The organism is Pseudomonas sp. C1C7, from assembly GCF_013359595.1.
In the GTDB taxonomy this organism is placed as follows: domain Bacteria; phylum Pseudomonadota; class Gammaproteobacteria; order Pseudomonadales; family Pseudomonadaceae; genus Aquipseudomonas.
Genome location: NZ_JABFMP010000010.1, coordinates 77,848 through 100,365, shown reverse-complemented (window position 1 = coordinate 100,365; position 22,518 = coordinate 77,848). Strand labels below are relative to the sequence as shown.

The following is a 22,518-nucleotide window of genomic DNA, read 5'->3' as shown; positions in this document are numbered from 1 at the left end:
GTTCGCGCGGGCAATCCATGCACCAAGTTGTGACGCCCGACATCGAGGGCATCACGCCCGATGAACCGCTTTGGCGCACAAGGGTTCTTCAAGGCCAACCTCAACCGGCTTTTCTATCCGGTTTGCGGTTGCTGCAATCAGGGTTTTGCGTAAATCATGCCCAGCAACAGCGCAGAGCCGCAGGCTGACGCACCACGACACAGCAAGAGTTGTACCAGTCATTTGTACTGAACCTTCGCGAAGGGCTCATACTCGAACCTTTCAGACGCCACTTATGGAGATCACCAATGGCCAGCACCAAGGCAAAGACTGCTCAAGAAATTCTGATGAACGATTTTCAGACACTGGTCAGCGACACCGAGCGGTTGCTTGAACATACGGCGTCCCTGGCGGGTGACCAGGCCGACGAATTGCGCGGGCAGATCCATGACAGCCTGCTGCGGGCACGGGAAACCCTGAAGCTGACCGAAGATTCGTTGCGCGAACGCGGCCAGGCCGCTGTGACCGCGACCGAAGATTACGTCCAGGCCAACCCATGGCAGTCGGTCGGTATCGCCGCCGGCGTGGGTTTCCTTCTCGGTCTGCTGGCAACCCGGCGCTGATCATGGCAATCGAAGATTTGGGCGCGTCCACGGCGAGCGCCAGTTCCTCATCGCGACGCCTCGGCGCCGCCGTTCTCGGCTTGCTGCACAGTCATGTCGAATTGTTCGGCATCGAACTGCAGGAGCAGAAAGCCCGCACCGTCAGCCTGCTGCTGTTCGCAGGCCTGGCCCTGGTGTTCGCCCTGCTGTTGCTGGTGGGATTGTCGACCCTGGTGGTGATCCTGTTCTGGGAAACCTACCGCATGGAGGCGATCATCGGCCTTTGCGTCTTCTATACCCTGGCGGCGATTTTCTGCGGGATTCGCCTGAGAGCGGCGATTTTCGATGAATCCTCGCCCTTCCACGGCACCCTGGAAGAATTGTCCAACGACCGGGAGCGCCTGTTGCCATGAACCTGCCCGAACTGCCTCGCAACGCCTCGCGCACGGAAATGCGCAAGACGCTGATCCGCCTGCGCATGGAAATGCATCGCCAGGAAATCCGCAACGAATCCGCGCAACTGCTGCAACCCCTGCACCGTATGCGCGGGATGACGCAAAACCTGCACGAAGGCCTGGGCATCAAGCACGCTCCACTTTGGGGCGTGGCGGCGGTCACCCTGTTGGGTTTTCTCACCGGCAAGGGGGCCAAAAGCGGCGGTGCCAGCAGTCTGACCCGTCTGGTTCGCCTCGGCGCAACCCTGGGCCCGTTGATCAAACTGGTGATGCAGGGCTCCTCGCGCAGGCCCTGAACTGTCACTTTTCAGCTGACTTTCAGCCAAACCCACGGGATGCTCCTCCTTATTCAGAGGGGCATCCCGTGTGCTGCCTGTGGAAAACCTTGCAGGTCCCGGCCTGAAACGGGAAGCTAGGAACTCAAGCCCCCGACGGAGAGCCCCCGCCTTGGATTGGCATACCCTGCTTACCCGCGAACGCCTCGGAAAGCCACTGCACAGCTCGCAGGAACTTGGCCGCAGCCCCTTTCACAAAGACCATGACCGCATCATTTTCTCCGGCGCGTTCCGTCGCCTCGGACGCAAGACCCAGGTGCATCCGGTCTCCAGCAACGACCATATCCACACCCGACTGACCCACTCGCTGGAAGTCAGTTGTGTTGGCCGCTCCCTGGGCATGCGCGTCGGCGAAACCATCCGCAGCGCCCTGCCCGAGTGGTGCGATCCCAGCGATCTGGGGATGGTGGTGCAGTCGGCCTGTCTGGCCCATGACATCGGCAATCCACCCTTCGGCCACTCCGGCGAAGATGCGATTCGCCACTGGTTCCAGCAAGCCGCCGGGCGTGGCTGGCTCGATGCGATGAGCGAAGCCGAGCGCAATGACTTCCTCAACTTCGAAGGCAATGCTCAGGGCTTTCGGGTACTGACCCAGCTGGAGTACCACCAGTTCGACGGTGGCACCCGGCTGACCTATGCCACCCTCGGCACCTACCTGAAATACCCCTGGACGGCGCGGCACGCCGACTCGCTGGGCTACAAGAAACACAAATTCGGCTGCTACCAGAGCGAACTGCCATTGCTCGAACAGATCGCCCAGAAGCTCGGCCTCCCGCAACTCGAAGATCAGCGCTGGGCGCGCCATCCGCTGGTGTATCTGATGGAGGCCGCCGATGACATCTGCTACGCGTTGATCGACCTCGAAGACGGCCTGGAAATGTCGCTGCTCGAATACGCCGAAGTCGAATCCCTGCTGCTGGACCTGGTGGGTGACGATCTGCCGGAAACCTATCGCCAGCTCGGCCCCGGGGATTCCCGTCGCCGCAAACTGGCGATCCTGCGCGGCAAAGCCATCGAACACCTGACCAATGCCGCGGCCCGTGCCTTCGTCGAACAGCAGGACGCCTTGCTGGCCGGCGCGCTGCCCGGCGACCTGGTGGAACACATGCATGGCCCGGCCAAACGGTGCGTGCTCAATGCAAAGGACATGGCCCGCAAGAAAATCTTCCAGGACAAACGCAAGACCCTGCACGAAATCGGCGCCTACACCACCCTGGAAATATTGCTCAATGCGTTCTGTGGTGCGGCGGTGGAACAACACAACGGCCGCACACCGTCCTTCAAGAGCCGGCGGATTCTCGATCTGCTGGGCAACAATGCGCCGGATCCGCACGGTTCGCTGCATGCATCGTTCCTGCGCATGATCGACTTCATCGCCGGCATGACGGACAGCTACGCCAGCGACATGGCGCTGGAGATGACGGGACGCTCCAATCGCTGATGAGTTCTGCTGATCGACCATTACGCCGCTGTAATGGCCGATCAGCCGCCTGAACACCATCGGCATTCAACGTTCGCAGAATCGCCCTACAAGTGATGTCGCAACGACTGATCGATTGGCGGTTTTTGAAGCGAAACAATCGCGCCTCTTTTGCTCAAAAAGAAGCATAAAAATATGAACAAGGACAATCTGCGCATCTTGCTGGTGGAAGATCATCCGTTCCAGCTCAAGGCAACTCAATGCCTGCTCGAAAGTTATGGCTTCAACCAATTGATCACCACTGACTGCGCACAAGGTGCAGTGACGAAAATGCTGGGCGCTGATAAACCTTTCGATATTCTTTTGTGCGATCAATGTTTGCCTGATATCTCCGGCATTGAGCTGGTCAAGTTCGCCAGTCAGCGTGGAATGATCAGACAGGCCATTCTGCTGAGCAGCCTGACAGCGGCCGAACTGGACAGGATCGAAGACATGGCAATTGCCCATGATCTCCCATTGCTGGGTTATTTGATAAAGCCACTGAAACAGGACGAATTCATACAACTATTGACTTCGAGCCCGTTAAAAAACAGCGCTCAGAAAAACAACAATAACCCTTCAAGAAAACCTACAAACACTGCAACTAACTTTATATAAACGCCATTACCCAACGTAAAAAATCTAGTTGGCACGTAGTCCCATTCTCTTTTGCTTGTAGGAAGATTCCTATTTTGCCCTTGCAACCAAGTCCGTTCATACGTCACACCAACTATCTGAGCTAAGGTGCGCGCTTTATTACAGTTCGCATGGGACTTTTTTATGAACTCCGTTTTTATTGTCGACGATCACCCTGTCATCCGGCTTGCGGTTCGTATGCTGCTTGAGCACGAGGGCTACAAAGTCATCGGTGAAACCGACAACGGGGTCGATGCCATGCAGATGGTCCGTGAATGCATGCCGGACCTGGTCATTCTCGACATCAGCATTCCCAAGCTCGATGGCCTGGAAGTGCTGGCGCGCTTCAACGCAATGAGTACCCCGCTCAAGACCCTGGTACTGACAGCACAGTGCCCGACACTTTTCGGGATTCGCTGCATGCAATCCGGTGCGTCCGGATATGTCTGTAAACAGGAAGACCTGAGCGAACTGGTCAGCGCCATCAAAGCCGTGTTGTCGGGTTACAACTATTTCCCGAGCGAAGCATTGAATCCGGTTCGTGGCGACGAAGCCCGTTGCGCCGAACTGGAGTTGTTCAAGTCGGTCAACGACCGGGAACTGATGGTGCTGCAACTTTTTGCACAAGGTCGCACCAACAAGGAAATCGCCAAGGGCATGTTTCTGAGTAACAAGACCGTCAGCACTTACAAGAAAAGACTGATGCAGAAACTCAAGGCCAGGTCGCTGGTTGAACTCATCGAAATGGCCAAACGCAACGCACTCGTGTGAGAAACAGGATGCCCAGTCGCGTAATGGATTATCTGATACTGATTGCCGTCGGCCTTTGCCTCAACAGTTCATCGTTCGCGGCACAGCACAGTGAAACCTACGACTTGCTGAGTCGTTCGACGGCCGGGCACCTGGACATTCGACTGGACGCCGCACAAAAGCGCTGGCTGAAGAACAGGCAGGAACTGGTCCTGGGCACTTCCGCACCGGACTATCCACCCTTTGACCTGACCTTGAGCGGCCGCGACTACGAGGGCTTCACCGCCGATTACGCGGGCATCCTCGGCAAGGTCACCGATTTGCCCATCAGGGTGCAGCGCTTCCCTTCCCGGGGCGCAGCCATAGAAGCCCTCGAAAATGGCGAGGTCGACCTGCTGGGTACGGCCAATGGCTTCGAGGCGCGCAACAGCGATATCGTCCTGTCCCAACCCTACGCCGTGGACCAGCCGGTGCTGGTGACCCGCGAAGGCGAATCACGCGCCCTCACCGACGGGCTGGCCGACATGCGCCTGAGCATGGTCTATCACTACCTGCCGCTGGACGAGGTCAAGGCCCTGTATCCGAAGGCGCTCATCACCTCCTATCCGTCCTACCAGAACGCGATCAACGCGGTTGCCTTCGATCAGGCCGACGTGTTTCTCGGCGACACCATTTCCACCCACTACATCATCAACAAGGGTTACCTGAACAACATCCGCATGGCCAGTTTCGGCAAACACGAAGCCCATGGTTTCAGTTTCGCGGTGCGCCAGGACAATCCCGAACTGCTGGGCATCGTCAACGCGATGCTCGAAGCCGTGCCCTCCAGCGTTCGCGATAACATCGCCCGGCGCTGGAGCGCCGGCAGCGACATTCTGCTCACCGATCACAAACTGGAACTCAGCTACAGCGAGGAACGCTGGCTGGCGCAACACCCGGTGGTGCGCGTGGTGGTCAACGAAGCGTTCGCGCCGCTGACCTTTTTCGACAGCGAGGGAAACCTGCGTGGTGTCGCGGCGGATTTGCTCGAACTGATCAGGCTGCGCACCGGCTTGCGCTTCGACATCCAGCGCAGCCGCAGCGACAGCGACATGATCCAGCGAGTCGAGGCCAACCAGGCCGACCTGATCGCCGCCCTGCTCCCCAGCGCGCAACGGGAAACCCTGCTGAATTTCAGCCGTCCCTACCTGCAAAACTCCTATGTCCTGCTGACGCGCAAGGCCGAAGACAGCCCCGCTAACCTGACGCAGCTTGAAGGCAGGCGCCTGGCCATCGCCCAGGGCCATCCGCTGGTGGACTATCTGCGGCGCGAGTTTCCACTGATCAAGGTCATTGAAACCCCCGACACCTTCAGCGCCGTGGAAATGCTCGCCGAAGGCCTGGCGGAAGGCGCGGTCAATTCTTTGGTGATCGCCAATTACTTCATTTCTTCGCGCCTGTTCGAGCATACCCTGCAGATCAGCACCACCATCGGCACCGAACAGGCCGCCTTTTCCCTGGCAACCAAGCACGGGGCCAAGGAGCTGCATGACATTCTCAACAAGGCCCTGCTGAGCATCTCGCCGGAAGAACTGGGCATCATCAACAGCCGTTGGCGGGGTTATTCGGCGTCTGCGCAAAACTCCTGGCGTCACTACCACCGGCTGTTCTACCAAATCGTCATCGGTGCCGGCGTCCTGTTGCTGATCTCCGTTGCCTGGAACGCCTACATGCGGCGTCAGATCAATCAACGCAAAGCCGCCGAACGTGCCTTGAGCGATCAATTCGAGTTCATGCGTTCGCTGGTCAACGGCACGCCGCATCCGATCTACGTGCGTGATCGCCAGGGCCTGCTGCAAAGCTGCAACGACAGCTACCTGCAAGCCTTCAATGCCAGACGCGAGGACGTCATCGGCAAAAGTGTCATCGAAGGCTCCCTGAGCAATGCTTTCGAGGCCCGGGAATATCAGGCCGACTACCAGCGCGTGGTGGCCGAGGGCACGCCGCTGATCCTCGACCGACCGATGCACATCGGCGGCCGCCGGCTGACGATCTATCACTGGATCCTGCCCTACCGCGACTCCAGCGGCGAGGTGCAGGGCATCATCGGTGGCTGGATCGACATCAGCGAACGCCGACAACTGTTCGATGATCTGCGTTGCGCCAAGGAACGCGCCGATGAAGCCAACCGGGCCAAAAGTACCTTTCTGGCAACCATGAGCCACGAGATCCGCACGCCGATGAATGCAATCATCGGCATGCTCGAACTGACCCTCAAGCGCATCGAGCACCAACACCCGGATCGTCCCGCCATCGATGTCGCCTACAACTCGGCCAGGGACCTTTTGGAGTTGATCGGCGACATTCTCGACATCGCCCGCATCGAGTCCGGGCACCTGAGCCTGAGCCCCGAACGGGTCAATTTACGGGAAGTCGTGGCGTCCGTGGTGCGGATATTCGACGGACTGGCTCGGCAGAAAGCCCTGGAACTGCAGCTGGATTTCAATCCGGTGGATCCACCCGTCGACGTCCTGCTCGATCCCTTGCGCTTCAAACAGGTGCTGTCGAATCTGGTCAGCAATGCCATCAAATTTACCGAACAGGGTCAGGTCAGGATCAGTGTCGAACTGCACCCGACCAACGAGCCCGATCAGGTGCAGATGCAGTTGCAGGTCGAGGACAGCGGCATCGGTATCAGCCCGCAGGATCAGCAACGACTGTTCCAGCCTTTCACCCAGGCCGCCAACACCGGGCAGACAGCTCAGGGTGGCACCGGGTTGGGACTGGTGATCAGCCGCAGCCTGTGTGAAAGGATGGGCGGCAGCCTGCAACTGAGCAGCCAGCCCAGCGTCGGTACGCGTGTGCAAATGTCGCTGCTGTTGCCGGCACTGAAACGGGAGTTTGAAGTGAGGGAAGCTGACCCACCTGTCTACGCCGTGAGTGCTCCATTGAAGGTGCTCGTGGTCGATGACCATGCCGCCAATCGCCTGTTGATGTGCCAGCAGCTGGAATTTCTCGGTCATCGCTTCTGCGTCGCAGCGGATGGCCGCGAAGGCTTCGAGGCATGGAAAGCGGACGCATTCGATCTGGTGATCGTCGATTGCAACATGCCGGTCATGAATGGCTACGAGCTGTGCCGGGCCATCCGCCAATACGAAAAACAGACGCGACAAGCGCCGTGCACCGTCCTGGGTTTCACCGCCAATGCCCAACCCGAAGAGGTCCAGCGCTGCAAGCGCGCGGGCATGGATGACTGCCTGTTCAAACCCCTGACGCTGACGGCTCTGAGCCACAGGGTCGAAGGCCTGGCACCGACGGTCCGTTCCCCCGCCTTCCGCCTCGAAGGTTTGCAGCAGCTGACGGGAGGCAACCCGGCGTTGAACCTGCGCCTGTTGACCGAACTGCTCAACAGCAATCGTCAGGATCGCCAGGGCCTGCTGGCGCTGCGCGACTCCACCGAGCCCCAGGCGTTTCTCGATATTGCCCACAAAATCAAGGGCGCCGCCCGGATCGTCCAGGCCTCTCGACTGATCGACAGCTGCGAAGCCCTCGAAAGCACTTGCCGAACGCCCTTTGCTCCCGAGCAGGTCGCCCACTGCGCCGCCGCCGTGGAGCGCGCATTGCTGGAACTGGACCAGGCTTTGCTGCAACAAATCGCCGACAACGACCACAGCAGAACCACAGAGGCTTAACTATGCTTGGACGCTGAGCAGTGTGTTAACCATCACGGAGTGACCTGCATGTCTGACCCACTGCGTCCGGACCCTCGGCGATTCCCGCTGCACGTTCACATCAGCGTGATGTTCACCTGTCTGCTTCTGTTTACCGGAATCGTGCTGGGCATCTTCAATTACCACCAAACCACTCAGATCATCCTGTCCAGCAGCGAAAAGCTGTTCGAGCGCATCGAGCAGGACGTGCGCCTGGACCTGAAAGCCACCTATGAACCAATCCGCCACCTGCTGAGCCTGCAAGTCGTCAACCCGGCCATCAACGGCACCGACCTGACACAGCGCCTGACACTGCTCAAACCCTTCAGCCAGTCGCTCATCGACAACCCGGATCTGGCGTCGCTGTACCTGGGCTACGGCAACGGCGATTTTTTCATGGTTCGACCGCTGCGAACCGAGGCCCTGAAAACCCTGCTCGACGCTCCAGCAACAGCGGCTTATCAAGTCTGGAGCATCGAGCGAAACAGCAGCGGCCAGGTGCATTCCCAATCGCTGTTTTTCGATCAGGGCCTGACCTTCATCAGTCGCCACGGCAACCCCGATGACAGCTACGATCCGCGCAGCCGTACCTGGTTTACCAGCGCCAGCCGCGATCAAGATCAGATCACCACCGAACCTTATGTGTTCTTTTCCACCCATAACGTTGGTACCACCCTGGCCCGGCGCGGTGGCGAGCAGGTGGTGATGGGCGCAGACCTGACCCTGGCCGAACTCAGTGCCACCCTGGCCAAGCACGTGGTGACGCCCGCCACCCAGATCGTGCTGTTCGATACCCACGGCAATGCCGTTGCCTATCCCGACGCCAGCCGCCTGATCATCGACGACCAGACCGCTCGCCTGATCAAGGCCGCCGACCTGAACCCCAGCCTGAATGCACTGCTCAACGCCCCCCATGAAGGCAATCGCCTGAATGCCGGCGGTCGCCAGTGGATCGTCGCCCGCAGCAGCATGCAGGAAGGCGGACCCAACGGCCTGCAACTGGCAATGCTGGTGCCGGAAGATGAATTGCTCGTCGATGCCTACCGCATGCGCTGGCAAGGGGCGTTGATTACCCTGGCGACGTTGCTGTTGTGCATACCGCTGGGCTGGGCGACTTCGCGCATCCTGGTCAAACCCTTGCGAGCCCTGGTGCTGGAAGCCGATGCCATCCGCAGTTTCGATTTCAACCGACCGCTGTCCCGGCGCTCTCCGGTGCTGGAGATCGATCAACTGAGCGTGTCGATGTCACGGATGAAAGACACCCTGGCGAGCTTCTTCCAGATCACCGACAGCCTGAGCGCCGAAACCCGTTTCGATCCTCTGCTGGAACGGGTGCTGTTTGAAACCGTGAAGATCGGCCAGGCCCAGGCCGGTCTGATCTACCTGCGCGAAGGCGACGACGACCGCATGGAACCCCGTGGCCTGGTGATCAAGGAGACGGCTCTACCCCTGGCGTCCTTCGACCTGCAGACTCACGAACTGCAAAATCCGCAGAGCCCGGACTGGATGCAGCAGTTGTGGACCGCCGACAATGTCGTCAGCAATCTGGGTTTCGAACAGGCCGGGGATTTGCAGAAAGTGCTGCTCGCACTGGAATGCCCACGGGTTCATCTGATCGGCATTCGCTTGCACAATCGCCACAATGAAACCGTGGGCCTGCTGGTGTTCCTGCTGGAGGACAGCGGCAACAAGGAAGACCTGGAAAAACTGCGTCCCGATCGCATCGCGTTTCTCCAGGCAGTGTCCGGCGCGGCGGCGGTGAGTATCGAAAGCAAGCGGCTGCAAGCCCGCCAGAAACGGCTGATGGAGTCGTTCATCCAGCTGCTGGCCGGCGCGATCGACGCCAAGAGTCCCTACACCGGCGGGCATTGCCAGCGCGTACCGGCCCTGACGCTGATGCTCGCCCAAGCCGCGGCGACCAGCAACGACCCGGCGTTCAGTGGCTACCAACCCAACGAGGATGAATGGGAGGCGCTGCACATCGCCTCCTGGCTGCACGATTGCGGCAAGGTCACCACGCCCGAATACGTCGTCGATAAAGCCACGAAACTGGAAACCCTGAACGATCGCATCCACGAAATCCGTACCCGCTTCGAGGTGCTCAAGCGCGATGCCTGGGTGAGTTACTGGCGCGCGCTCGCGCAAGGCGGCGATGAGCAAACGCTGGCACAGCTGCGCGATGCCACGCTGCAAGGGCTGGATGAGGATTTCGCCTTTGTCGCCAACTGCAATCTGGGCGGCGAGGCCATGGCCGAGGACGATCTGCTGCGCCTGCGCCGCATCGCCGAGCGCACCTGGACGCGAACCCTGGATGACCGTCTGGGCGTTTCCTGGGAAGAGAACCAGCGCCAGGCCCGCACTCCGGCCCCGACCTTGCCGGTGACCGAATGGCTGCTGGCGGACAAGGCCGAACACCTGTTCGAACGCCCCGCGACCGAACTGATCGCGCCGGACAATCCCTGGGGGTTCAAACTCAATGTTCCGCGCTACAAGTACAACCGTGGCGAGCTCTACAACCTGAGCATCACCCGCGGCACCCTGACGAGCGAAGAGCGCTACATCATCAATCACCACATGGTGCAGACGATCCTGATGCTCAATCAGCTGCCCTTCCCCGCCCATCTGCGCAACGTCCCGGAAATCGCCGGCGGCCATCACGAGAAAATGGACGGCACCGGTTACCCGAAACGCTTGAAACGCGAAGAGATGAGCCTGCCGGCGCGGATGATGGCGATTGCCGATATCTTCGAAGCCCTGACCGCCGCCGACCGGCCTTACAAGAAGGCCAAGTCGCTGAGCGAGGCGCTGGGCATCATGGCGTTCATGTGCCGCGATGCCCACATCGATCCGCAGCTGTTCAGGTTGTTCATCGAGGCACGCATCTATCGGCAGTACGCCGAGCGTTTCCTCGATCCTCGGCAGATCGATGCGGTGGACGCGTCAGGCCTGCTGATCAAAGCCGGCCTGACGGTGTAATCAGCAATCGGTCAGGCGCAGGAAAATCGCTGCCAATTGCTCGATACCGGCCTGGTCCTCGGCGGTGAAGCGCGCCAGTTTCGGGCTGTCGAGATCCAGCACGCCGATCAGGCGACCGTCCTTGACCAGCGGCACCACGATTTCGCTGTTCGAGGCGCTGTCGCAGGCGATGTGACCGGGGAAGGCGTGTACGTCCTCGACCAGCTGCGTCTGCAAGGTCGCCGCCGCGGTGCCGCACACGCCACGACCGAAGGGAATGCGTACGCAGGCGATCTGGCCCTGGAACGGGCCCAGCACCAGTTCTTCGTTACGGTTGAGGTAGAAACCGGCCCAGTTCAGGTCTTCGAGTTGGTTGAACAGAAAGGCCGAAAACTGCGCGGCGTTGGCGATGAAATCCCGCTCGTCCGCCAGCAGCGATTCGAGCTGCGCGTGCAGCATGCCGTAGCCTTCGAGGCCCTGGCCGCTCATTTGTAAATCGATCATGCCTTGTGCTCCAACAGTTTCAGCCCGACCCAATAGCGGGCAAATTGATACGCGCAACGTCCGTTGCGATTGCCGCGCCCGGTGGCCCAGCGCACCGCGAGGATGTCCAGTTCCTCGGTGCGTTGCCACTCAAGGCCGGCCTTGTCGGCCAGTTGACCGATCCAGTGTTCGACGACGTCGAGAAAGTGTTCCTGGGTAAACGGATAGAACGACAGCCACAGACCGAAGCGATCCGACAGGGCGATCTTGTCCTCTACTGCCTCGCTGGGGTGCAATTCGCCATCGACCCGTTTCCAGTTTTCGTTATCGCTTTCCTTTTCCGGCACCAGGTGGCGACGGTTGGAAGTGGCGTACAGCAATACGTTGTCCGGCGCCTGTTCGAGGGAACCGTCGAGTACGCTTTTGAGCACGCGATAATCGCCCTCGCCGGACTCGAACGACAGGTCATCGCAGAACAGCACGAAACGCTGGGGCAGTTTCGCGATCTGTTCGACCACCCGCGGCAGGTCAGCCAGGTGGTCGCGCTCAATCTCGATCAGGCGCAAGCCGCCTGCCGCATGCTCGGCCAGCAGGGCGCGGACCAGCGACGATTTGCCGGTGCCACGCGAGCCCCAGAGCAAGGCGTGGTTGGCCGGCAGACCGTCGATGAATTGCTGGGTGTTGCGGCCCAGTTGCTCCACCTGCCGATCGACACCGATCAGGTCGGACAGACGCATGTCGAGGCTGACTTGCAGCGGCAGCAGGAAACCGCTGCGCCCTTCGCGCTGCCAGCGAGCCGCCAGGCAGGTCGTCCAGTCGATGGCTTGCCGAGGGGTGGGCAACAGCGGTTCGATACGGGCCAGAACGGCGTCGGCGCGTTCAAGAAAAGCATTCAATCGGGAATCCACGTCTTTTCCTCGGGCAAGTTGACAATAATGATGGTGATACAGCGATGGCAAATAGCGCTTGATGACCGGCCAAAGCCCCGGTAGAAGGCTCCCGAGAACATCGAGCATGATCGGCTATGCTTGAGCAGCGAAGGGAAACGGAAGTGGTCCAACACCCCATGGATATCAAATTCACCAACCGGCTGTCCTACAAACAAGCCCGGCTTACCGTGCTGGTGGGTTTCATTCTGGGCACGCTGCTCAGCCTGCTGCAAATAGGCATCGATTATGCCAGCGAAGACGCCTCCATCAACCGTGAAATCCTGTCTTTGCTGGAAATCAGCCACAACCCTGCCTCACGCATCGCCTACAACATCGACGCCGAGCTGGCTCAGGAACTGACCATGGGCCTGCTGCGTTCCCCGGCGATCATCGGCGCGAAGCTGACCGACAACAACGGCAACGTGCTGGCCAACGTCAAGCGTCCCGGCCTGCAAAGCGGCTATCGCGTGCTCAGCGACCTGCTGTTCGGCGCTGACCGGCGGTTCGAGGACCGCCTCTATCTGGATCACCTGCCCAACGAATCCCTTGGCGTTCTGCAACTGGACGTCGACACCTATTCCTTTGGCTATCGCTTCCTGCGTCGCGCCGAAGTGACCCTGCTCAACGGCTTTGCCCGCAGTCTGATCCTGACCGGCATCCTGCTGGCGCTGTTCTATGTGATGCTGACCAAGCCGCTGGTGCGGGTGATCCGTGAACTGAGCGGCCGCGATTCGCGCAGCATGGAACCGACCGCCCTGGAGTGTCCGCCGGGGCATGCCAACGACGAGATCGGGGTGCTGGTGACCGTCGCCAATCAGCAATTCGAGAATGTCGCCACCGAGATTCAGCAACGGCGCAACGCGGAAAACCGCCTGACCGATTACCTCGGTCAACTGGAAAACATCGTTTCGGCGCGCACCACCGAACTCAAAGCGATCAATGCCCGGCTCAGCCAGTCCAACCAGGAACTGGAAGTCGCCCGCAGCACCGCTCTGGACATGGCCGAAGCGCGCTCGGTGTTCCTCGCCAACATGAGCCACGAAATCCGTACGCCCCTCAACGGCCTGCTGGGGATGATCGCGCTGTCCCTCGACGGACCGCTGACGGCCGAGCAACAACAACAGCTGTCCATCGCCCATGACTCGGGCAAGGTGCTGGTGGAATTGCTCAACGATATTCTCGACCTGTCGAAATTCGATGCCGGTCAGCTCGAACTCGAACACATTCCGTTCGACCTGGGCTCGCTGATCGAAGACACCGCCAACCTGCTGTCGCAGAACGCGGCGCCCAGTGTCGAGCTGACTTGCCTGATCGATCCGCAGTTTCCCGCGCTGGTACTTGGGGATCCGACCCGGGTGCGGCAGATCGTCAGCAACCTGCTGTCCAACGCACTCAAGTTCACCCGTTTCGGGCGTGTGGATGTGCGCCTGTCGACCTTTGGCGAAGGTGTCAGGATCGAAGTCTGCGACACCGGGATCGGTATCCCTCAGGACGCTCAGGTCAAGATCTTCCAGCCTTTCACTCAGGCCGGTGCCGGGATTACCCGGCAGTTTGGCGGTACCGGGCTGGGCCTGGCCCTGACCTACAACCTGTGCGAAGCCATGAATGGCCGCTTGAGCATCAGTTCGGAAGCCGGCTTCGGCAGCCAGTTCTGCGCGGAACTGCCACTGCCCCGCCATACCCGGGCCGTCGTCCCCTCGACCCTGGGCGGCAAAGTCATCGCCATCACCTCCGCCAGCAGTGGTCTGGCGGAATTGCTGTCCAGCGTCTTGCCGGTCTGGGGCGTGGAGTATCAGCAACGGTCCATCGATGATCCGCTGATCGGCCTGGACCCCGATGTGCTGATTACCGATTGCCCCGAATGCCTGTTCAATCTGCGTCCGGCCATCAGCGCGCCGATTCTGCTGGTGACCGCCTACGGCAGCTTCCTGCCCAGCGAACAGGTCAGCGCCCTCGCACCCTTGCAGCAGCAGGCGCGCCCGCTGGCTCGCAATGCGCTGTATCAGAACCTGCGGCGCATCCTGCAACCGGAAATGACCACGATCAGCGAAACCCAGATCGACACGCCGTCTGCGCAGCGTCGGGCACGGGTGCTGCTGGTGGAGGACAACCCGGTCAATCAATTGGTGGCCAAGGGCATGCTCGGCAAGCTGGGTTGCGAGGTCATCGTCGCCGCCCATGGCGTCGAGGCGCTGGATCAGCTGGAGAACAGCGAATTCGACCTGGTGCTGATGGACTGCAACATGCCGGTGATGGATGGTTATGAGGCCAGCCGACAGATCCGCCGCAGCGGGCGCTGGCCACAACTGCCCATCGTTGCGCTGACCGCCAATGCCATGTCCGAGGAGCGCGAGCGCTGCCGCGCGGCGGGCATGAACGATTACCTGGCCAAGCCCTTCCGCCGCGAAGAACTGGGCGCGCTGCTCGATACCTGGATTCCGCTCACGACAGTGCCTTGATCTGCCCCAACAGGTGGTCCAGGCCTTCGCGCAGCTCGCTCAGGCGATCCAGGTCCACACCGCTGTCGCACAACAGGCGCGCCTTCAGCGGGCCGACCTGATCCCGCAGGGCCAGACCCTCCGACGTCACACTCAAGTGCACCTCACGCTCGTCCCGGGCCGAGCGCTGTCGCTGCACCAGCTGCAATTGCTCGAGGCGCTTGAGCAACGGCGTCAGGGTGCCGGAATCCAGCGCCAGCCGCTCGCCCAGGGCTTTGACGGTCGGTTGCTCCGGCACCTTTTCCTGCCACTCCCACAGCACCAGCATCGCCAGGTATTGCGGGTAGGTCAGGCCCAATTGATCGAGCATCGGCTTGTAGGCCCGGATCACCGCCCGGGACGCGGCGTACAGCTTGAAGCACAGCTGGCTGTCGAGATTCAGGGAGTCGGCGGACAGGCTGTTCATTTGAGCAGGGCTTCGATCTCGCGGCTCAGGTCCTGCGGCTTGGTGGCCGGGGCGAAACGCTTGACCAGCTGGCCGTCCTTGCCGATCAGGAACTTGGTGAAGTTCCACTTGATGCCCTGGGAGCCGAGTACGCCGGGGGCACGTTTCTTCAACTGCACGAACAGCGGATGGGCGCCGGTGCCATTGACTTCGATCTTCTTGAACAGCGGGAAGCTGACACCGTAGTTCAGTTCGCAGAACTCGCTGATGGCGCCTTCATTGCCCGGCTCCTGCTTGCCGAACTGGTTGCAGGGGAAGCCCAGCACGACCAGGCCCTGGTCCTTGTAGGTCTGCCACAATTCTTCGAGGCCTTTGTATTGTGGGGTGAAACCGCATTTGCTGGCGGTATTGACCACCAGCACCGCCTTGCCGGCGAAATCCGCCAGGGTCTTTTGCTCACCCTTGATGGTGGTGCACGGGATGCTCAGCAGGTTGTCGCTCATGGGAAAAGCTCCGGTTTCGAAGGGAATGGAGCAAACATAGCGAGCAATTGAATTGTGTGCAATCCAATTATAGAAGCGCCGCCCCCTGTAGGAGCACGGCTTGCCGGCGAAGGCGTCCTCAAGAACGCTTTCGCCGGCAAGCCGTGCTCCTACAGGGCCGGGTTTTATGTGCGGGGTACCAGGTCCAGGCACACCGAGTTGATGCAATACCGCAGACCGGTCGGCGGCGGGCCGTCGGGGAACACGTGGCCCAGGTGCGCGTCACATTTGCTGCAGACCACTTCGGTGCGGATCATGCCGTGGCTGACATCGCGAATTTCAGTCATGGCGCTGTCGCCGATCGGCGCATAGAAACTCGGCCAGCCGCAGCCGGAATCGAACTTGGTCTTCGAATCGAACAACGGCTCGTTGCAGCAGATGCAGTGGTAGATCCCGTCGACCTTGCTGTCGTTGTATTTGCCGGAGAACGGCCGTTCGGTGCCCTTGAGACGGCACACGTTGTATTGCTCGGGGTCGAGCATGGCTTTCCATTCTTCCAGGGTTTTTTCCAACTTTTCCATCGTTACACCTCGGCAGCTGAAAAAGCCCGATCTGTACCTTTTCCACGGATCGGGCGGCACGTATGATTGCGCCTCGTCAAAACGCCAGTCTGGCAGCCGGACCACGCGCATTCAAACGGATTTACGGGTGCAGCCTCTCAAGGCGTCAGGCCTGTGAGATTACGCAGGATTCCCAGTACGGTTGTTCACTCGCCGCCTGGATCGTTCATTTTCAGGAACACATCGCCATGCAGGTCAGCAAATCGAACAAGCTCGCCAACGTCTGCTACGACATTCGCGGCCCGGTGCTCAAGCACGCCAAACGCCTGGAAGAGGAAGGCCATCGCATCCTCAAGCTGAACATCGGCAACCCGGCGCCATTTGGTTTCGAAGCGCCGGACGAAATCCTCCAGGACGTGATCCGCAACCTGCCGACCGCCCAGGGCTACAGCGATTCCAAGGGCCTGTTCAGCGCGCGCAAGGCCGTGATGCAGTACTACCAGCAAAAGCAGGTCGAAGGCGTCGGCATTGAAGACATCTACCTGGGCAACGGCGTCTCCGAGCTGATCGTGATGTCGATGCAGGCCCTGCTCAACAATGGCGACGAAGTGCTGGTGCCGGCCCCTGACTACCCGCTGTGGACCGCGGCCGTGAGCCTGTCGGGCGGCAATCCGGTGCACTACCTGTGCGACGAGCAGGCCAACTGGTGGCCGGACCTGGAAGACATCAAGGCCAAGATCACCCCGAACACCAAGGCCCTGGTGATCATCAACCCGAACAACCCGACGGGTGCGGTGTACTCCAAGGAAGTGCTGCTGGGCATGCTGGAACTGGCCCGCCAGCACAACCTGGTGGTGTTCTCCGACGAGATCTACGACAAGATCCTGTACGACGATGCCGTGCACATCTGCACCGCGTCCCTGGCGCCGGACCTGCTGTGCCTGACCTTCAACGGCCTGTCCAAATCCTACCGCGTCGCCGGTTTCCGCTCCGGCTGGATCGCCATTTCCGGGCCGAAACACCACGCCCAGAGCTACATCGAAGGCATCGACATGCTGGCCAACATGCGCCTGTGTGCCAACGTGCCGAGCCAGCACGCGATCCAGACCGCGCTGGGGGGCTATCAGAGCATCAATGATCTGGTGCTGCCGCCAGGACGCCTGCTCGAGCAGCGCAACCGTACCTGGGAACTGCTCAACGACATTCCGGGCGTCAGCTGCGTCAAGCCGATGGGCGCGCTGTACGCGTTCCCGCGCATTGACCCGAAAGTCTGCCCGATCCACAACGACGAGAAGTTCGTCCTCGACCTGCTGCTGTCCGAAAAGCTGCTGATCGTGCAGGGAACGGCGTTCAACTGGCCGTGGCCGGATCACTTCCGCGTCGTGACCCTGCCTCGCGTCGATGACCTGGAAATGGCCATCGGCCGTATCGGCAACTTCCTCAAGTCCTACCGCCAGTAAGCGACCTGTCACCGTGCGATGTCCCCACGCCATCGCACGGTGATTCATTCAGCAACACATGCTTGCGCCCTGCCTCCCTTCCCCTCTACGAACAACCCGCTGCCTGCTTGCGTCCAACAACCACAGGGCCTGGGACCTGCATCGCCTCGAAAACCCTTCTCGGCCTGACCTCGGAAATATCCTGCAAGCAGCTAAGCTATTGCCGTAGGACACAGTTTGAAATAGTCACCCGGTTGAATACCCCGGTGCATCACCTTATATACCCCGCATCACGCTACATCTTTAGCAAAAGGAGATTTCTACAACCATGATGCGCATCCTGCTGTTCTTGGCCACTAACCTGGCGGTCGTGCTGATTGCCAGCATCACCCTGAGCCTTTTCGGCTTCAACGGGTTCATGGCGGCCAATGGGGTTGATCTCAACCTCAATCAGCTGCTGATTTTCTGTGCGGTCTTTGGTTTCGCCGGTTCCCTGTTCTCGCTGTTCATCTCCAAGTGGATGGCGAAGATGAGCACCAGCACCCAGATCATCACCCAGCCACGCACCCGTCACGAGCAGTGGCTGCTGCAAACCGTCGAGCAACTGTCCCGCGAAGCCGGGATCAAGATGCCCGAAGTGGGTATTTTCCCGGCTTACGAGGCGAACGCCTTCGCCACCGGCTGGAACAAGAACGATGCACTGGTCGCGGTCAGCCAGGGCTTGCTCGAACGTTTCTCGCCGGATGAAGTGAAAGCCGTGCTGGCCCACGAGATCGGTCACGTGGCCAATGGCGACATGGTGACCCTGGCGCTGATCCAGGGCGTGGTGAACACCTTCGTGATGTTCTTCGCGCGGATCATCGGCAACTTCGTCGACAAGGTGATCTTCAAGAACGAAGAAGGCCAGGGCATTGCCTACTACGTGGCGACCATCTTCGCCGAACTGGTCCTGGGTATCCTGGCCAGCGCCATCGTCATGTGGTTCTCGCGCAAACGGGAATTCCGTGCCGACGAAGCCGGTGCCAACCTGGCCGGCACCGCCGCGATGATTGGCGCCCTGCAGCGCCTGCGTGCGGAACAGGGCCTGCCGGTGCACATGCCCGACACCCTGAACGCCTTCGGCATCAACGGTGGCATCAAGCAAGGGTTTGCGCGGATGTTCATGAGCCACCCGCCGCTGGAAGAGCGTATCGATGCACTGGCTCGCCGCCGGGGCTAAGAAGCTCTGAAACAAACAAGAAGGCCCGCAGCGATGCGGGCCTTTTTTTATTGCTGCAATTGCACGCCTGGCTTCAGGTTGAGGTCACCTCAATCCCTTGTGGGAGCCTGCTCGCGATGAGGCCTGAGCCATTCCCGATTACCGGCTGGAAACCCGATAAACCCGCTCCTCAAGCCGCGAAACACCGGCCTCCAGAAACTTCCCGCTCTCGCTCAGCACATCCTGATCCTCCAGAACCGTCAGCGCCCACGAAGCCCCGAACAAACGCTGCACTTCCTCATCGAGCACGGCAAATGGCGGTCCGGACATCTGCTCCTGATCGTAATCCAGGGTGATCAACAGCCCGAGAGACTCCTTGGGCAATATCCGCTTCAGATGCTCCGCGTACCGCTCGCGCATCGCTGGCGGCAAGGCAATCAGCGCGGCGCGGTCATAAAGCGCGGAACAATCAGCCACGTCCCCGGCCGTCAGCGCGAAGAAATCGCCGCACCACAGCTCGATCGAACCGGCGCGATAGACCTTGAACGGCCCCTGCTCACTGATGGCGGGATCGAAGCCATGCTCGGCAAAGAAGTCCTCCACGGCCTTCTCCGACAACTCGACGCCAAGGACTTCATGCCCCTGATGCGCCAGCCACAGCAGATCCAGGCTCTTGCCACACAGCGGCACCAGCACCCGCGCACCGTCTTCCAGATCCAGCTGTTGCCAGAACCGTTGCAGATAAGGGTTCACCTGCGGCAGGTGAAAACCGATCTGATTCGACGCCCATTTCTTGTGCCAAAATTCCGGCTGCATAAATAACCCCGAAAATTCGATCAAAACACCCTAAAACTTATATTAGATTTAGATCAATGATCTGATTGAAGATGGAGCATCTTAACCCTCAGGAGCTCATTCATGTTCCCCAGCCTGTACATATCCCATGGCTCCCCGATGCTGGCCCTGGAACCCGGCGCCAGCGGACCGGCCCTCGCCCACCTGGCGGCGCAGATGCCGAGGCCCAAAGCCATCGTGATTGTTTCCGCGCACTGGGAAAGCCATGAACTGCTGGTCAGCGCCAATCCACAGCCGGAAACCTGGCACGACTTCGGTGGTTTTCCGAGGGCGCTGTTCGAAGTGCAATACCCTGCCCCCGGCCAACCGCAATTGGCCTCAGAGGTTGTCGAGCTGCTGAAGGCCGCCGATCTTCCCGCGCGGGTCGACACGCAACGGCCGTTCGACCATGGCGTCTGGGTGCCGTTGAAATTGATGTATCCGCAGGCGGATATTCCGATCGTTCAGGTGTCCCTGCCCACCCGCGGCGGCCCTGCCCTGCAAACCCGCGTCGGCAAAGCCCTGGCCAGCCTGCGCCGGCAGGACGTTCTGTTGATCGGTTCCGGCAGCATTACCCACAACCTGCGCGAGCTGGATTGGCACGCGGGGCCTGAAAGCGTCGAGCCCTGGGCTCAAGTGTTCCGCGACTGGATGATCGAGAAGCTGGCAGCCAACGACGAAGCGGCCTTGCACGATTATCGCCAGCAGGCGCCGAACGCCGTGCGCAACCATCCCAGCGACGAGCATTTGCTGCCGCTGTACTTTGCCCGCAGTGCGGGGGGAGATTTCAGCGTTGCCCACCAGGGGTTCACCATGGGGGCGTTGGGCATGGACATCTATCGGTTCGGTTGACCGAAAATCAAAAGATCGCAGCCTTCGGCAGCTCCTAAATCGATCCCATGTAGGAGCTGCCGAAGGCTGCGATCTTTTCAAGGCAAAAAAAATCCCCGAACCAGTCGGGGATTTTTTTGTTCGATCAATCAGCCCGAAAGCCGATCAATCTTCGCGGTAGCGACGCAGTTTCAGCTGCTTGCCGGCAACGCGAGTGTCCTTCAGCTTGGTCAGCAACTTCTCCAGACCATCTTCCGGCAGCTCGACGAGACTGAAGCTGTCACGCACCTGGATGCGACCGATTGCTTCACGGGCCAGGCCACCTTCGTTGAGGATGGCGCCCAGCAGGTTCTTGGCGGCGATACCGTCACGCGCGCCCAGCGCGGTACGGCAGCGAGCACGACCTTCGGCCAGCGGCATCGGAGCACGACGCTCGCGGTCGCCACGCTCAGGACGGTCGCCGGAACGCTCTGGACGATCGCCACGCGGCGTGCTGTTCGGCACCAGCGGACGCTCTTTCTCGATAGCGGCCAGATTCAGCGCTTGACCGTTGGTAGCCTTGCGCAGCAGGGCTGCGGCCAGGGCACGCGGGCTGCAACCGATGTCGGCGGTCAGGCGATCGAGCAGATCACCGTGGGTCGATTCGGCCTCAGCCACCAGCGGCGACAGGCTGTTGGTCAGTTTCTTGATGCGGGCATCCAGAACGGCCTGGGCGTCCGGCAGACGTACTTCGGCAACCTTCTGACCGGTTACGCGTTCGATCACTTGCAGCATGCGGCGCTCACGCGGAGTCACCAGCAGCAGCGCACGACCTTCGCGTCCGGCACGGCCGGTACGGCCGATACGGTGAACGTAGGATTCCGGATCGTACGGCATGTCGACGTTGAACACGTGAGTGATGCGCGGTACGTCCAGGCCACGAGCGGCAACGTCGGTCGCCACAACGATGTCCAGACGGCCATCCTTGAGGGAGTCGATCACGCGCTCACGCTGGTTCTGGGCAATGTCACCGTTCAGCGCAGCAGCTTTGTAGCCTTTGGCTTCCAGGGCGCTGGCCAGGTCCAGGGTGGCTTGCTTGGTACGCACGAACATGATCAGCGCGTCGAAATCTTCCACTTCCAGCAGGCTGAGAACGGCAGAAGTCTTCTGGTCGGCGTGAACCAGCAGGTGAGCCTGCTCGATCGCGGTAACGGTCTGGGTCTTGCTCTGGATCTTCACGTGCTTCGGATCGCGCAGGTGGCGTTCGGCGATGGCACGGATCGATTGCGGCAGGGTCGCCGAGAACAATACGGTCTGACGGGTTTCCGGCATGGCCTTGAAGATGACTTCCAGGTCGTCCATGAAGCCCAGCTTGAGCATTTCGTCTGCTTCGTCGAGAACCAGGTGGTTCACGGTCTGCAGCACTTTTTCGTCGCGACGCAGGTGGTCGCACAGACGGCCCGGAGTGGCGACAACGATCTGTGCGCCATTACGGATTGCTTTCAATTGTGGGCCCATCGGCGCGCCGCCGTAGACAGCCACAACAGTCACGCCCGGCATTTGCTTGGCGTAGGTTTCGAAAGCGGTTGCAACTTGCAGCGCCAACTCACGAGTTGGGGCCAGGATCAGAGCTTGCGGCTCGCGCTTGGACGGATCGATGCGGTGCAGGATAGGCAGGGCGAAGGCGGCGGTTTTACCGGTACCGGTTTGCGCCTGACCAATCATATCGTGACCGGCGAGGATGATCGGGATCGACTGCTGCTGAATGGCCGAAGGCTCTTCATAGCCGGTAGCGACTACTGCAGCGACAATATTGGGATGAAGTTCAAGAGCGGCGAAGCCGCCGATTTCCTGGGTCATGGGTCTGCCTCTAAGTGCATCCGCAAAGACCCATGCTCCAAAGCTGCGCATGCCGTGTTGAGACTCAAGAGTCGCCCTGGCAGCTTTGTCGGCGGGGATTTGCGAAAACGATTGAATGAAAAGAATCGTCAAGGAAGAGTCCGAAGCGGACGTGCAACCGAAGTTGACTTCGGGGAATTG

The 22,518-nt window shown here is 60.3% G+C and carries 18 protein-coding genes and 1 pseudogene; 12 read left to right on the top strand and 7 right to left on the bottom strand.

Translation table 11 applies throughout. The annotated features are described in order from the left end of the window. Window positions 1-287: 287 nt before the first annotated feature. The 8 genes and pseudogenes from HNO86_RS10950 (at window position 288) to HNO86_RS10915 (ending at window position 10,881) form a co-directional block, all read left to right on the top strand. Window positions 288-602 carry a YqjD family protein gene (locus tag HNO86_RS10950; RefSeq protein WP_175377006.1) on the top strand — a complete coding sequence of 105 codons (315 nt, stop codon included), beginning with the start codon at window positions 288-290 and terminating at the stop codon, window positions 600-602. A gap of 2 nt (window positions 603-604) precedes the next feature. Next, a complete protein-coding gene (locus tag HNO86_RS10945; RefSeq protein WP_175377005.1) occupies window positions 605-994 on the top strand; it encodes a phage holin family protein in 390 nt (129 codons plus the stop codon). Further along, window positions 991-1,332 carry a hypothetical protein gene (locus HNO86_RS10940; RefSeq protein WP_175377004.1) on the top strand — a complete coding sequence of 114 codons (342 nt, stop codon included), beginning with the start codon at window positions 991-993 and terminating at the stop codon, window positions 1,330-1,332. The genes HNO86_RS10945 and HNO86_RS10940 overlap by 4 nt, the downstream gene beginning before the upstream one ends. Window positions 1,333-1,483: 151 nt before the next feature. Continuing rightward, a complete protein-coding gene (locus HNO86_RS10935) occupies window positions 1,484-2,812 on the top strand; it encodes a deoxyguanosinetriphosphate triphosphohydrolase (RefSeq protein ID WP_175377003.1) in 1,329 nt (442 codons plus the stop codon). Between the two features lie 174 nt (window positions 2,813-2,986). Further along, window positions 2,987-3,373, top strand: a pseudogene (locus HNO86_RS10930) (response regulator); the annotation flags it as partial. Between the two features lie 237 nt (window positions 3,374-3,610). Continuing rightward, window positions 3,611-4,237 carry a response regulator transcription factor gene (locus HNO86_RS10925; RefSeq protein WP_175377001.1) on the top strand — a complete coding sequence of 209 codons (627 nt, stop codon included), beginning with the start codon at window positions 3,611-3,613 and terminating at the stop codon, window positions 4,235-4,237. Between the two features lie 8 nt (window positions 4,238-4,245). Next, window positions 4,246-7,887: a transporter substrate-binding domain-containing protein gene (locus tag HNO86_RS10920; protein WP_175377000.1), complete on the top strand. Its 3,642-nt coding sequence runs from the start codon at window positions 4,246-4,248 to the stop codon at window positions 7,885-7,887. A gap of 48 nt (window positions 7,888-7,935) precedes the next feature. Then, entirely contained in the window at window positions 7,936-10,881 is a 2,946-nt protein-coding gene (locus HNO86_RS10915) for an HD domain-containing phosphohydrolase (protein ID WP_175376999.1), read from the top strand. On the opposite strand, the gene HNO86_RS10910 is transcribed toward HNO86_RS10915, so the two are convergent. Continuing rightward, window positions 10,882-11,364, bottom strand: a complete 483-nt coding sequence (locus tag HNO86_RS10910; RefSeq protein ID WP_175376998.1) for a GAF domain-containing protein — start codon at window positions 11,362-11,364, stop codon at window positions 10,882-10,884. After that, window positions 11,361-12,251: a DUF815 domain-containing protein gene (locus HNO86_RS10905; protein WP_175376997.1), complete on the bottom strand. Its 891-nt coding sequence runs from the start codon at window positions 12,249-12,251 to the stop codon at window positions 11,361-11,363. The genes HNO86_RS10910 and HNO86_RS10905 overlap by 4 nt, the downstream gene beginning before the upstream one ends. Window positions 12,252-12,367: 116 nt before the next feature. Here HNO86_RS10905 and HNO86_RS10900 point away from each other — a divergent pair, with 116 nt between their 5' ends. Beyond that, window positions 12,368-14,731, top strand: a complete 2,364-nt coding sequence (locus HNO86_RS10900; RefSeq protein WP_175376996.1) for a response regulator — start codon at window positions 12,368-12,370, stop codon at window positions 14,729-14,731. On the opposite strand, the gene HNO86_RS10895 is transcribed toward HNO86_RS10900, so the two are convergent. From HNO86_RS10895 to msrB, 3 genes are all read right to left on the bottom strand, one after another. Continuing rightward, window positions 14,715-15,176: a MarR family winged helix-turn-helix transcriptional regulator gene (locus HNO86_RS10895; protein ID WP_175376995.1), complete on the bottom strand. Its 462-nt coding sequence runs from the start codon at window positions 15,174-15,176 to the stop codon at window positions 14,715-14,717. The two genes, HNO86_RS10900 and HNO86_RS10895, sit on opposite strands and share 17 nt — an antisense overlap. Further along, window positions 15,173-15,658, bottom strand: coding sequence for a glutathione peroxidase (locus HNO86_RS10890; RefSeq protein WP_175376994.1), 486 nt, complete (start codon window positions 15,656-15,658; stop codon window positions 15,173-15,175). The genes HNO86_RS10895 and HNO86_RS10890 overlap by 4 nt, the downstream gene beginning before the upstream one ends. 164 nt (window positions 15,659-15,822) lie before the next feature. Continuing rightward, the gene (gene msrB, locus HNO86_RS10885) at window positions 15,823-16,218 is read right to left on the bottom strand and encodes a peptide-methionine (R)-S-oxide reductase MsrB (protein WP_175376993.1); all 396 of its coding nucleotides are present in this window, start codon (window positions 16,216-16,218) and stop codon (window positions 15,823-15,825) included. A gap of 227 nt (window positions 16,219-16,445) precedes the next feature. On the opposite strand from msrB, the gene HNO86_RS10880 reads away from it, so the two are divergent. Continuing rightward, complete coding sequence (locus HNO86_RS10880) at window positions 16,446-17,657, top strand: pyridoxal phosphate-dependent aminotransferase (protein ID WP_175376992.1); 1,212 nt, start codon at window positions 16,446-16,448, stop codon at window positions 17,655-17,657. Window positions 17,658-17,964: 307 nt separating this feature from the next. Then, window positions 17,965-18,855 carry a protease HtpX gene (htpX, locus tag HNO86_RS10875; protein ID WP_007973520.1) on the top strand — a complete coding sequence of 297 codons (891 nt, stop codon included), beginning with the start codon at window positions 17,965-17,967 and terminating at the stop codon, window positions 18,853-18,855. Between the two features lie 138 nt (window positions 18,856-18,993). Here the strand turns inward: htpX and HNO86_RS10870 are convergent, their stop codons facing one another. Beyond that, the gene (locus tag HNO86_RS10870) at window positions 18,994-19,650 is read right to left on the bottom strand and encodes a thiopurine S-methyltransferase (protein ID WP_175376991.1); all 657 of its coding nucleotides are present in this window, start codon (window positions 19,648-19,650) and stop codon (window positions 18,994-18,996) included. Between the two features lie 102 nt (window positions 19,651-19,752). On the opposite strand from HNO86_RS10870, the gene HNO86_RS10865 reads away from it, so the two are divergent. Next, window positions 19,753-20,520 carry a class III extradiol ring-cleavage dioxygenase gene (locus HNO86_RS10865; protein WP_175376990.1) on the top strand — a complete coding sequence of 256 codons (768 nt, stop codon included), beginning with the start codon at window positions 19,753-19,755 and terminating at the stop codon, window positions 20,518-20,520. Window positions 20,521-20,664: 144 nt separating this feature from the next. Here the strand turns inward: HNO86_RS10865 and HNO86_RS10860 are convergent, their stop codons facing one another. Beyond that, complete coding sequence (locus tag HNO86_RS10860; protein ID WP_175376989.1) at window positions 20,665-22,338, bottom strand: DEAD/DEAH box helicase; 1,674 nt, start codon at window positions 22,336-22,338, stop codon at window positions 20,665-20,667. Window positions 22,339-22,518 lie beyond the last annotated feature (180 nt).